Source organism: Luteimonas notoginsengisoli (assembly GCF_042648885.1).
GTDB lineage: Bacteria > Pseudomonadota > Gammaproteobacteria > Xanthomonadales > Xanthomonadaceae > Luteimonas > Luteimonas notoginsengisoli.
In genome coordinates, this window is the sequence record NZ_JBHRYF010000001.1 from 133584 (window position 1) to 145825 (window position 12242).

Sequence of the window (12242 nt, forward strand, 5' to 3'; positions counted from 1 at the left end):
ATGCCGGGACCCCATCGGATTCCGGCGCTACAATCCATCCCATAGCCCCGTCGCCAAGCGGTAAGGCACCTGACTCTGACTCAGGCATTCGGAGGTTCGAATCCTTCCGGGGCTGCCACATCCACCGGTTCCGCCGCGTCGAGCGGCAGGCATCGGACAAGCAGGACTCCGCAAGCCCGCCTCGAGCGGGCTTGCGCATTTTCGGCCGCCGGCCCGCTCCGGCGATTGCATCCGGGCTTCGCGAGGCTATCGATGGTCGCCACCTTTCCCGCCCCGACCCTCCCCGCCAACGCGCTGCTGTCGGCGATGCGCGACCACGGTTATGCAGTGTTGGCCGCCGATGCGGTGGCCGCCCTGTGCAGCGTGCCACTCGCCGGCCTCGACGCCCTGAAGCACAGCTGGGACGACCTGCCCGCGGATCAGTACCTGCTCGACGGCGGCAGCTACCGTCGGCGGCGACACGCGTGCTTCATGGTGGACGGCGACCGGCTCGAGCGCGCGCCGCACCGCGCGCACTGGCAATCGAAGGACTACAACGCGCTGCATGGCGGCCTGCGGCGCTGGTTCGCGCCGATCGAGGGCGAGGTGGCCGACAGCGCGGCATGGTCGCGGCTGCTGCTTGGCCTGACGAGCCAGGTCGCGCAGATCGGCAACGCGCAGCCGTGGTACGTCGAGGCGCACCAGTTCCGCATCGATACCCGGGATGGTATCGGTCGCCCGACGCCGGAAGGCGCGCATCGCGACGGGGTCGATTTCGTTGCCGTGCTGATCGTCGACCGCAGCGGCATCCGCGGGGGCGAGACGCGCGTATTCGACGCAGACGGGCCCGATGGACAGCGCTTCACGCTGGAACAGCCGTGGTCGCTGCTGTTGCTGGACGATGCGCGGGTGATCCATGAATCGACGCCGATCCAGCCGGACGGCGAAGGTGGCGGCCACCGCGACACGCTGGTGCTGACCTGGCGCGCGGGCGGCTTCCAGGGCGACGACTGACCACCGCGTCGGCCGCTTCCGCGGCCTTTCCGCGTGCGTCAGGATCCGGCGGCAAAAGTTACAATCGAAACGATTTCCAGCAACCCGATCCGCGGAGTCCCGATGAAACTTGGTTCACTGAAGGAAGGCGGCCGCGACGGCACGCTCGTCGTCGTCTCGCGAGACCTGTCGCAGGCGGTACGCGCCACCGGCATCGCGCCGACCCTGCAGCGGGCGCTGGAAGACTGGTCGAACGCCGCGCCGCGGCTGGTGGCGCTGTCCGACGCGCTCAACGGCGGCACCGCCGACGGCGCCTTCGACCTCGACGTCTCCGCGCTGGCCGCGCCGCTGCCGCGCGCCTACGAGTTCGTCGACGGCAGCGCCTACCTGCCGCACGTCGAGCGCGTGCGCCGCGCGCGCGGCGCGCAGGTTCCCGAGAGCTTCTACACCGACCCGCTGATGTACCAGGCCACCAGCGCCGGCTTCAACGGCCCGCGCGACAACGTCAAGGTGGTCGACGAGGGCTACGGCATCGATCTCGAGGCCGAGATCGTGGTGGTCACCGACGACGTGCCGATGGCGGTCACGCCGGAACAGGCCGCGGCGCACATCCAGCTGGTCGGCCTGGTCAACGACGTCTCGCTGCGCAACCTGATCCCGGGCGAACTGGCCAAGGGCTTCGGCTTCCTGCAGTCCAAGCCGCGCTCGACGCTGTCGCCGGTGTTCGTCACGCCCGACGAACTGGGCGATGCGTGGCGCGGCAACAAGCTGCACCTGCCGATGCTGACCCACGTCAACGGCGAATGGTTCGGCGCGCCGGAGGCGGGCGTGGACATGCAGTTCGACTTCGCCCAGCTGGTGGCGCACGTGGCCAGGACGCGGCCGCTGGTCGCCGGCACCATCATCGGCTCCGGCACCATCGCCAACGAGGACACCAGCCTCGGCGCGTCGTGCTTCGCCGAGAAGCGCACGGTCGAGACCCTGGAGCAGGGCAAGCCGGTGACGCCCTTCATGTCGTTCGGCGACACGGTGCGCATCGAGATGCTGGATCGCGACGGGCATTCGATCTTCGGCGCGATCGAACAGCGCATCGAGCGGCAGCCGGCGCCGGACGCTTGAGTCCGGCACCCCGAACCGGGTGGCCGGCGGCCGAATGGGCCGCCGGCCGCGACGGGCGGTCTTCCGGTCGTTCGATGCGCACGTTAATGTGTGCGATTCCGCGCGGACGCGCGGTCGTACCGGGGGGAACGACGCGATGACGCCAGACCGGCTGTGCCTGCATTCGTACTGGCGTTCGAGTGCGGCCTATCGCGTGCGCATCGGCCTCAACCTCAAGGGCCTGCCGTACGACATCGCGCCGGTGCACCTGGTGCGCGACGGCGGCGAGCAGCATCGGCCGGAGTACGCGGAGGTCAATCCCCAGCACCTCGTGCCTGTGCTGCAGCACGGCCAGCGCCTGCTGCGACAGTCGCTGGCGATCCTCGAATACCTCGACGAAATGTGGCCGGCGCCGGCGCTGCTCCCGGCCACCGCGCGCGACCGGGCGCGGGTGCGCGCGCTGGCGCAGCTGATCGCGTGCGACGTCCATCCGCTCAACAACCTGCGGGTGATGCAGTACCTGGAACGGGACTGGGGCGTGCCGCAGGCGGAGCGCGACGTGTGGACGCGGCACTGGATGCAGGAAGGGTTCGCGGCGTTCGAGGCGTTGCTGCAGCATCATCCGTCCACCGGTGAATTCTGCGACGGCGACGCCCCGGGCCTCGCCGATTGCTGCCTGGTCCCGCAGGTCTACAACGCGCGCAGGTTCGGCGTCGATCTCACGCCGTACCCCACGATCGTCGCCATTGAACAGGCCTGCCTGGCCTTGCCGGCATTCGATGCCGCGCGCCCGGAGCGCCAGCCGGACGCACCCTGACGTTCGTTCGAGCCGCGGCTGTGCGTCGGGAGTGAAGCGCGCGGCGCCGACGCGGCTTCTGCTGCACGGCACGCCAGCGACGCGCGCGGGAATGACCTAATCGCGCGGCACCCACCGTGCCGGCTATCCGAACGCACGGCGCGCTGCGCCGGGCCGGAGGGATGGTTGGACGGTCGGCTCCGTCGCCGCGGCGGGTCAGTCAGCCGATCCGCGCTTGGCGCCGCAGTGAACGCTTTCGCCAAGCGGGACCTGCATGTCCCGCGACCTTCGGATTGCGTGCACCTCTGCGCGCGATCCGGACAACCCTGGGCGTTTGTCTCTACCCCGGATTACCCGCGTCGAACACATCCGCATACGGATCGTGCTCGCCGCTGCCGCCTTCGGAGAAGCGGAACTTCAACGCCAGGCCGTCGCGCGAGTCGGCGGCGCGCAGCGCGGTCTCGCGCTCGATCCTGCCTTCCTTGTAGAGCCGGAACAGGCACTGGTCGAACGATTCCATGCCTTCCTCCAGCGACTCCTCCATCGCCTGCTTGACCTCGTGCACGTGGCCGCGGCGCAGCAGGTCGCGGATCACCGGCGTATTGATCAGCACCTCGGTGGCCGGCATGCGACGGCCGTCGGTACCGACCACCAGCCGCTGCGACACCACCGCGCGCAGGTTGAGCGCCAGGTTCATCAGCACGTTCTTGTGCGCGGCCTCGGGGAAGAAGTTGAGGATGCGCTCGATGGTCTGGTCGGCGTTGTTGGAGTGCAGCGTCGCCAGGCAGATGTGGCCGGTCTCGGCGAACGCGATCGCCGCTTCCATCGTCGTTGCGTCGAGGATCTCGCCGATCAGGATCACGTCCGGCGCCTCGCGCATCGCGTTCTTCAGCGCGTTGTGGAAGGCGTGCGTGTCGAGGCCGACCTCGCGCTGGTTGACGATCGACTTCTTGTGCCGATGCAGGTATTCGATCGGATCCTCGATGGTGAGGATGTGGCCCGAGGTGCTCGAGTTGCGGAAGTCGATCATCGACGCCAGCGTGGTCGACTTGCCCGACCCGGTCGAACCCACGATCAGCACCAGCCCCCGCGGGGCCATGATGATGTCCTTCAGCACCTGCGGCAGCTGAAGTTCCTCGATGCTGGGAATGGTGCTGCGGATCGCGCGGATCACCATGCCGACCTCGCCGCGCTGCTTGAACACGTTGACGCGGAAGCGGCCCGAGTCGGCCAGCGACAGCGCCATGTTGAGTTCCAGGTCGCGTTCGAACTGCGGGACCTGGCCCTCGTCCATCAGCGAGTAGGCGATCTTCTTGACCATGCCGGTGGGCAGGCCGGTGTTGCCGAGCGGATAGAGCTTGCCCTCGACCTTGATGTAAACGGGCGCGCCGGTCGTCAGGAACATGTCGGACGCGTTCTTTTCCGTCATCAGCTTCAGGAAATAGCCGATGTCCATGAGCGAACCCCTACTGCCTGGCGAGGAATCGTTGCGATTCCGCCGGATGCTGATGACAATGGCCGCGGATCCCCGGAAGCGCGACCCCCCAATGGCCACAAGCTTCGCACAAATCAGATCGGCACTGCAGGTGTCGATGTTCGCAATCGTGCTGGCGCTCACGGCCTGCGCGAGCCTGCCGCCTCCCACCACCGAGCTGGCGACCGCGCAGCAGGCCGTGGCGCGCGCTGGCGATGCCGACGCCGACCAGTACGCCGCCGACGAACTGTCCCAGGCGCGACGCGCACTCGAAATGGCGCAGACCGCCATGGCCCAAGGGCGCGAGGACGACGCGCGTTCGCTGGCCGTGCAGGCCGCGGCCGTCGCCGACCTGGCCCATGCGCGCAGCCGCAAAGCCGTGGCCGACACCGAACTGGCGCAGCGTCGCGCCGAAATCAGCCAGCTCAAGGCGCGCCTTGGCATGGAGGACGGACAATGAGGTTCGTATCGATCGGCTTGGCCGCGCTGCTGCTCGTTGCCCCGCTGACGCAGGCGGCAGACAACCCCGATGTCACCGGCCTGTCGCAGCGCCTGCAGGCGCTGGACGCCGATCCGGGCACGACCAGCGTCGCCGCCTATGAGCGGCTGCAGGCCCGGCAAGCGGTGCAGGCGCTGTCCGAAGCTCGCGGCTCGCGCCGTGCCGCTGCCCTGAAGGTCGCCCAGGCGCGCGTGGAAACCGCCGAGGTCGCCGCGCAGGTCGCGGTCGTCCAGCGCGAGATCGACCGGCTCGATCGCGAGCGCAGCGAACTGCTGGTCGAAGCCAGCCGCCGCGACGCGGCACGCGCCCGCCAGGAGGCGGAGCGCCTGCGCATCCAGGCGCAGATCCAGGCCGAGGAAGCGGCGCGCCTGCGCGAGCAGGCCGACGCCGACGCTGCCGCCCGCGCGGACGCGGAAGGCGCCCTGGACAGCGTCGCCAGCGGACAGGCCGCCAAGCTGCGTGCCGCCCGCCAGCGGGCCGCCGAACTCGCCCGGCAGGAGGCCGAGCTCATGGGCGAGGCGCCGCCGAAGCCTGCTGACTCCGGAACCGACAAGCCCTGAGTGCCCTCAGTGGCGTTCGGTAAATATCCGTTAAAATTCAATTGTTTGGATGTTATCCCGGCGCAGCAGGATCAGCGGCCGCTGCGCAATTCCGCCGGCTTGGCGAGGCCTGACCCCACGGGAATCAGGCGCTTGCGCCACAGGCTTGCTGCCTTCCGGATGGGGGAGTAGGGTCGGATACCCAGGTGGTCGCTCACGACCGATCGGCCACCTGGCTGACCCGGAGCCGCGACGAATGATCCAGCCGCACAATCCCAGGGAGCCCGCCGCCGGAAGTGGTTTCCGGCCCGGTGCCCCGAAGAAGGTGCCCGTGCCATTCGCCCCGCTCGATGATCCCGGAACGCCCCGTGCACACGCCCGGGGCGTTCGTTTTTTGCGCTGAAGGAGGCTTCCATGTTTGAAGGGCAACCGCAGTCCGAACTCGACGCTCTGTGCAAGGCGAACCCGGAATTCCGCCAGCTCTACCACCACCACAAGGAGCTGGACAAGAAAGTCCTGGACGCCGAGCTCGGCGTGCTTGCGGTGGACGACACCACCCTGCTGCAGATGAAGCGGCAGAAGCTGGCCGCCAAGGATCGCCTGTCCCGCCTGTTCGAGTCGCTGCAGCACTGACGCCGACTCCGTCTCATTCGCGGGCGGCGGCGGCCATCCTCGTCGGTCGCCGTCGTCCGCGAGCTTCCCGGACCGCCAGCCCGTTGGTTGGCTCCGGCGCAATGCGATAATCGCGCTCCGTGCCTTCTCCGCGAGCGCAACATGCCGATCCACGCTTCCGTCCTCGAACTTATCGCCGAGACCCCGATCGTCAAGGCCCAGCGTCTGGATGCCGGCGTCTGCGAGCTTTACCTGAAGCTGGAAAACCAGAACCCCGGCGGGTCGATCAAGGACCGCATCGGCATGAGCATGATCGAGGCCGCCGAGAAGCGCGGCGACATCAAGCCGGGCGACACCCTGGTCGAAGGCACCGCGGGCAACACCGGCATCGGTCTGGCGCTGGTGGCGCAGCAGAAGGGCTATCGGCTGATCCTCGTGGTGCCCGACAAGATGAGCCGCGAGAAGATCTTCAACCTCAAGGCGATGGGCGCCGAGGTGGTGCTGACCCGCTCGGACGTGGCCAAGGGCCACCCGGACTACTACCAGGACCTGGCCGAGCGCATTGCCGGCGAGACGCCCGGCGCCTATTTCATCAACCAGTTCGGCAACCCGGACAACCCTGCCGCGCACGAGCACGGCACCGGGCCGGAGATCCTGCGGCAGATGGCGGACGTCGGCGGCGTGGACGCGGTGGTGTTCGGCTGCGGCAGCTCCGGCACCATGACCGGGCTGTCGCGCTGCTTCGCGAAGAACGCGCCGGAGGTCGAGATGGTCCTCGCCGACCCGGTCGGCTCGATCCTCGCCGAATACATCAACCAGGGCACGCTCAGCGACAAGTCGGCCAGCTGGATGGTCGAGGGCATCGGCGAGGACTTCCTGCCGACGATCTCCGATTTCTCGCGGGTGAAGAAGGCCTACGCGATCAGCGACAAGGAAAGCTTCCTCGCCGCGCGCGAGCTGCTGCAGGCCGAGGGCATCCTCGGCGGCTCGTCCACCGGCACCCTGCTGGCCGCCGCGCTCAAGTACTGCCGCGAACAGACCACGCCCAAGAAGGTGCTGCTGTTCGTCTGCGACACCGGCAACAAGTACCTGTCCAAGCTCTACAACGACTACTGGATGCTCGACAACGGCTTCCTCGAGCGCGAGCAGCACGGCGACCTGCGCGACCTGATCCTGCGTCCGTATTCGCAGCGCGACACGGTGGTGGTGGGCCCCAACGATCTGCTCGTCACCGCCTACCAGCGCATGAAGCTCTACGAAATCTCGCAGCTGCCGGTGATGGATGGCGACCGCATTGTCGGCATCCTCGACGAATCCGACGTGCTGCTGCACGTGTACGGAGACGAGGCCCGGTTTCGCGACACAGTCGCCACCGCGATGGTCAGCAAGCTGGAAGTCATCGATGTGAAGTCGCCGATCGAGGCGCTGCTGCCGGTGTTCGACCGCGGACAGGTGGCGATCGTGATGGATGGCGACCGTTTCCTCGGCCTGATCACCCGGATCGACTTGCTGAACTACCTGCGCCGGCGCGTTCAGTAAGCGGCAGCGGGCGGCGTCGCGACGGGAGGCAGCGGCGGCGCGATGATAGAATTCACGGTTGCATCGGCTGAATCGACGGGCTTTATGAACAACGACAACGGCGCGGCCCCGGCCGGCTCCCCCGACTGGGGCCTGGGCACCAAGGCCATCCACGCCGGACAGGCGCCGGACCCCAGCACCGGCGCGGTGATGCCGCCGATCTACGCCACTTCGACCTATGCCCAGGCCAGCCCGGGCGTGCACCAGGGCTTCGAGTACTCGCGCACCCACAACCCGACGCGCTTCGCCTACGAGCGCTGCGTCGCCGGGCTGGAGGGCGGCACCCGCGGCTTCGCGTTCGCCTCGGGCATGGCCGCCACGGCGACGGCGCTGGAACTGCTGGACAGCGGCGACCACGTGATCGCCATGGACGACCTCTATGGCGGCACCTACCGCTTGTTCGAGCGCGTGCGCCGGCGCAGCGCCGGCCTGGATTTCAGCTTCGTCGACCTGACCGACCCGGCCGCCTTCGAAGCCGCGATCACCCCGAAGACGAAGCTGGTCTGGGTCGAAACCCCGACCAACCCGCTGCTGAAGATCGTCGACCTCAAGGCCATCTCCACGATCGCGAGGAAGCACGGCGTGCTGATGGTGGCCGACAACACCTTCGCCTCGCCGATCCTGCAGCGCCCGCTGGAACACGGCGCCGACATCGTCATGCACTCGGCGACCAAGTACCTGAACGGCCATTCCGACATGGTCGGCGGCATGCTGGTGGTCGGCGACAACGCCGAACTGGCCGACAAGCTCGCGTTCCTGCAGAACTCGGCCGGCGCCGTGCAGGGGCCGTTCGACAGCTTCCTGGCGCTGCGTGGCCTGAAGACCCTCCACCTGCGGATGAAAGCGCACTGCGACAATGCGCAGGCGCTGGCCGAATTCCTGGCGGCGCACCCGGCGATCGAGGAAGTGATCTATCCCGGCCTCGCGGCGCATCCGCACCACGCGCTGGCCAAGCGCCAGATGGACGGCTTCGGCGGCATGCTGTCGATTCGCGTCAAGGGCGGTTTCGAGGCCGCCAAGCGCTTCTGCGAGCGGACCGGACTGTTCACCCTGGCCGAGTCGCTGGGAGGCGTGGAGAGCCTGGTCAACCACCCGGCGGTGATGACGCACGCGAGCGTGCCGGTGGAGAACCGCGCGCGGCTGGGGATTGGCGACGAGCTGGTGCGGTTGAGCGTGGGGGTGGAGTCGATCGAGGACCTGCGCGCCGATCTGGATGCCGCGCTGTCGTGAGTGTTAACGAAAGGCGGATGGACGTGCTGCAGGCACCCGAGCGGGATGTGTCGATGCATTCCCTGTTCCGTGACCTGGCAGCGAGCCTGCGCAACCCGGAATTCTGGGCGTTGTCCAGTTGGCTGGACATCGTGGTGCGCAATCGCCAGTCACGTCTCGGCATTTTCTGGTTGATGTCACCAGCGATTGTGTACATCTGGGGAATGGGGGGGTTCTTTGCGAGCATGATGCACATGCCTCTGGCCGGGTTCGTGGCTTATGTCGCGATTGGCTATCTGGTGTTCCGTGTTATCAGCAGTGCCATCACGGACTCCACGGGTGCGTTTGCAACGTCCGCCCCTTTCATACTCGATGGTCACGTACGGCTCACGGATTTCGTTCTGCGTGTAATCGCCACCGCGATGTTTCATTTCATCATTTCATTGCCGGTCGCAGCATTGGCTCTGGCAATCTATCCGGATGTGCATTGGATCGGGTTGCTTTTCAGCCTGTTCTCGATTCCCGTGGTCATCATCAATGCCATGTGGATTGGTGTTGTGTTTGCTTTGGTGGGCGCACGCTTTCCCGACTTGAAACACCTGGTCGGCAACATTTTCATGTTCGCGTTCCTGCTGACGCCGATTATCTGGCATGCCGACACCATGCCGCTTGGCAGCATCCGTGGAACGCTGATGCGTTTCAACCCGTTCTACCACATGGTCGAATTGGTGCGGGCACCAATTCTCGGGCAGGCAATCGATCCGTCCACTCCGCTGTATCTGGCGATTATGACAGTCGGCGGTTGGATCCTCGCGATCCTAGCCTATAGACGCTATGCGCGCTTCGTGCCGCTGTGGATATGAAGAAGCCATGAGCGCCAGTATCCAACTCGACCGGGTTTCATTGACGGTGCCGCTTTACGTGCAGCCCGAGCGCCGTGCGCGCAATTGGACGGCGATGTTGCTCGGTGCCGCCTTCGATCCGCCGCGCAGGGTGCATGTCCCTTTGCTTGACGAGATCAGCTTCCAAGCCCACGAAGGCGATCGAGTCGCGATCCTCGGACGCAATGGCGCTGGCAAGTCCACGTTGCTGCGGGTCCTCAATGGCGTATACCCGATGAGTTCCGGGAACATGCAGGTCAAGGGCAGTCGACAAGCCCTGCTCAACATGTCTTTGGGGTTCAATGGTGAGGCGACCGTACGCGAGAATATCTTTCTGCGCGGTACGGCGATGCGGCTCAAGGCATCGGACATGAGCGACAAGATCGAATCGATCCTGGAATTCGCCGGCCTGCAGGAAAAATCGAGCCACCGCCTGCGTACGCTCTCAACCGGGCAGAAGATGCGCTTGGGCTTTGCGATCTCCACAAGCGTCCGTCACGACATCATCCTGATGGATGAATGGGTCGGCGCCGGCGACTCGGACTTCATGGCCAAGGCAACGGAGCGCATGAAGGGGCACATGAGCGGAAGCAAGATCGTGATGCTCGCCAGCCACAGTGTCGGATTGCTTCGATCGATCTGCAACAAGGGCATCGTGCTGGAGCAAGGACGACTGGTGTACTCCGGGGACGTCATCCCTGCGCTCGAGCACTACCATGATCTGATGGCATCGCTGCGTTCGACCGTAGCCATGGGAGCGCCGGACGCTAGTGACCTGGCTACCCCGCTCGTTTATGGCTGCGCCGAGAAAATCTCCTTCGATGACGGGGTCATTCAATTGCATGGTTGGATCACCAGCACCAATGGTTCTACGGTGCAAGGGGTGGCGCTGGAAGTGGCCGGCGTGCGTTATGTGTCGACGAGCATCGTGCGCAACAGGCGGTCCGACGTCGCACGCCATTTTGGTCTGCGGGACCAGAACTGCGGATTCACGGCGAGTTTTGTCATACCGCATCTGACTGCTTTGGAGAATCTCGGCGTTGAGCTGCGGATTCTGGGCGGAGCGGATGGATCGAGTGCACACACGCCGTTGCGTGTCGCGCCCGCGGTCACCGCGTCGGTTCGCGGTAATGTTGACTGACCCTATCTTCTTGTAGTCCGAAATCTCCAAGCTGACCTCATGGCCCAATACCAATCTTTCCCCGACATCGCCGGCGATTCGCGCACGGCGGACAAGCTCAAGGCATTACGCATGCCCACGCTTGTGGAAAAAAGTTTCCTGGACGTCGGCTGCAATGAGGGCTATTTCTGTGGCTTCGCAAAGTTCATGGGCGCTGCGCGCGCGGTGGGCATTGATCATTCGCCCGAGTTCATCTATCGGGCAAAGTCGCGCTTTCCGGACTGCGAGTTCCATGCGCGTACTTGGGATTTCCTGCCCGAGGGCGAATATGACGTGATCCTGCTTGCCTCCGCCTTGCATTACGCCGAAGACCAGGCGGAATTGATCAGGCGGCTAGTCGACAAGTTGACCCCGAGTGGCGTGTTGATTCTCGAACTGGGCATCGTGTCGTCACCGAAGCCCGAGTGGGTCAAGGTCAAGCGCGGCATCGATGAGCGCTATTTCCCGACGATGGCGCAACTGAAGCGCACGCTGGTTGACTATGCGTGGAAATGGATGGGTGCCAGCGTTAACCAGGATGGAGACCCGGTCCCGCGACAGGTCGTGCACGTATCACGCCGCCGGCCAGTGGCCTATCTCCTGATGCAGCCACCGGCCTATGGCAAGACCAGCGTGGCGTCGCGGTTGTTCCCGCCGGCAAACGTGCCAATCGTCTCGGGGGATGCGCTTATCCAGCGCGTCGCAAGAAGGGAGTTGGATGCCTCCCGGTTGCTGCAGGAGATCGTCGACAAAGACTATTCTCCGTTCACCATCGACGAAACAGTTCAGCGCATTTTCAGCAAGAAGGCGAGCCCGGACTTCGTCCGTGCCTGCATCGCGGAGGCGGGCCACGGGGACTTTGCCCTGGACGGGTTCGTGCCGGTCAAATATCACTCCGAGGTCGAAAAGCAGTTTGCCGACGCTGGCTACATGCCGGTGACGCTGCGTTGGGAACGTATTGCGTCGCCCCTGATGCCGGAAGATTCACTGAACGAACACGTCGCGGCATACAACAAAAGCCTGTCTGATCGAGGTGCTGGGCTCATTGCGACCGGAGAGGTTTTGCCGCAGCACGCCATGGCTGGATACGTGGACAACGTTCACGTGGGACAGGACCGGCTCGTCGTTCGTGGCTGGGCGTTGGAGGCGGATGGTCAATTGCCGAAGCAATTGGTCATAGGGGTTGGTGCGGAGCGAACGTTTGTGACCGTGGATGACGTGCAGGACCGCAAGGACGTGCAACGTCACCTGCAATTGCCCCACGCGAAGTTCGGCTACACGATCGAGCTGAGATTGCCCGGCGTGGCCAGCCTGGTGGAGTTGGGGAAGCTGGGCTTCTCGGTGACGCTGCCATCGGGACGGCCTTTGCGCATAGCGCAGAAGGTTGTTGAATCCATGAGAGGCCCGGAACGATGAGCAGGAAGG

12 protein-coding genes and 1 tRNA gene are annotated in these 12242 nt (G+C 65.7%); 12 read left to right on the forward strand and 1 reads right to left on the reverse strand.

The genetic code is table 11. From position 1 onward, the window contains the following. Window positions 1-43 precede the first annotated feature (43 nt). The 4 genes from ACFOM9_RS00635 to maiA all read left to right on the forward strand — a co-directional run bounded on the left by ACFOM9_RS00635 (window position 44) and on the right by maiA (window position 2887). Window positions 44-118, forward strand: a tRNA-Gln gene (locus ACFOM9_RS00635). A 134-nt stretch (window positions 119-252) separates the two neighbouring features. Continuing rightward, window positions 253-993, forward strand: a complete 741-nt coding sequence (locus tag ACFOM9_RS00640) for a 2OG-Fe dioxygenase family protein (protein ID WP_386705278.1) — start codon at window positions 253-255, stop codon at window positions 991-993. A gap of 102 nt (window positions 994-1095) precedes the next feature. Next, complete coding sequence (locus tag ACFOM9_RS00645) at window positions 1096-2091, forward strand: fumarylacetoacetate hydrolase family protein (protein ID WP_386705279.1); 996 nt, start codon at window positions 1096-1098, stop codon at window positions 2089-2091. A 136-nt stretch (window positions 2092-2227) separates the two neighbouring features. Further along, window positions 2228-2887, forward strand: a complete 660-nt coding sequence (gene maiA / locus ACFOM9_RS00650; protein ID WP_386705280.1) for a maleylacetoacetate isomerase — start codon at window positions 2228-2230, stop codon at window positions 2885-2887. 319 nt (window positions 2888-3206) lie between these two features. Here the strand turns inward: maiA and ACFOM9_RS00655 are convergent, their stop codons facing one another. After that, window positions 3207-4322 (reverse strand): PilT/PilU family type 4a pilus ATPase, encoded by a 1116-nt coding sequence (locus tag ACFOM9_RS00655; RefSeq protein ID WP_386705281.1) that lies wholly within the window; start codon window positions 4320-4322, stop codon window positions 3207-3209. A 136-nt stretch (window positions 4323-4458) separates the two neighbouring features. On the opposite strand from ACFOM9_RS00655, the gene ACFOM9_RS00660 reads away from it, so the two are divergent. From ACFOM9_RS00660 to ACFOM9_RS00695, 8 genes are all read left to right on the forward strand, one after another. Next, on the forward strand, window positions 4459-4800 hold the full coding sequence (locus ACFOM9_RS00660; RefSeq protein ID WP_386707206.1) for a DUF4398 domain-containing protein: 342 nt from the start codon (window positions 4459-4461) through the stop codon (window positions 4798-4800). Continuing rightward, window positions 4797-5399: a hypothetical protein gene (locus tag ACFOM9_RS00665; protein ID WP_386705282.1), complete on the forward strand. Its 603-nt coding sequence runs from the start codon at window positions 4797-4799 to the stop codon at window positions 5397-5399. The genes ACFOM9_RS00660 and ACFOM9_RS00665 overlap by 4 nt, the downstream gene beginning before the upstream one ends. 393 nt (window positions 5400-5792) lie before the next feature. Beyond that, window positions 5793-6011 carry a YdcH family protein gene (locus ACFOM9_RS00670; RefSeq protein ID WP_386705283.1) on the forward strand — a complete coding sequence of 73 codons (219 nt, stop codon included), beginning with the start codon at window positions 5793-5795 and terminating at the stop codon, window positions 6009-6011. Window positions 6012-6152: 141 nt separating this feature from the next. Further along, window positions 6153-7529 carry a pyridoxal-phosphate dependent enzyme gene (locus ACFOM9_RS00675; protein ID WP_386705284.1) on the forward strand — a complete coding sequence of 459 codons (1377 nt, stop codon included), beginning with the start codon at window positions 6153-6155 and terminating at the stop codon, window positions 7527-7529. A gap of 84 nt (window positions 7530-7613) precedes the next feature. After that, complete coding sequence (locus tag ACFOM9_RS00680; RefSeq protein WP_386705285.1) at window positions 7614-8798, forward strand: cystathionine gamma-synthase; 1185 nt, start codon at window positions 7614-7616, stop codon at window positions 8796-8798. A 17-nt stretch (window positions 8799-8815) separates the two neighbouring features. Further along, window positions 8816-9640 carry an ABC transporter permease gene (locus ACFOM9_RS00685; protein WP_386705286.1) on the forward strand — a complete coding sequence of 275 codons (825 nt, stop codon included), beginning with the start codon at window positions 8816-8818 and terminating at the stop codon, window positions 9638-9640. A 7-nt stretch (window positions 9641-9647) separates the two neighbouring features. Beyond that, complete coding sequence (locus ACFOM9_RS00690) at window positions 9648-10799, forward strand: ABC transporter ATP-binding protein (RefSeq protein WP_386705287.1); 1152 nt, start codon at window positions 9648-9650, stop codon at window positions 10797-10799. Window positions 10800-10838: 39 nt separating this feature from the next. Then, window positions 10839-12233 (forward strand): class I SAM-dependent methyltransferase, encoded by a 1395-nt coding sequence (locus ACFOM9_RS00695; RefSeq protein ID WP_386705288.1) that lies wholly within the window; start codon window positions 10839-10841, stop codon window positions 12231-12233. Window positions 12234-12242: the final 9 nt, after the last annotated feature.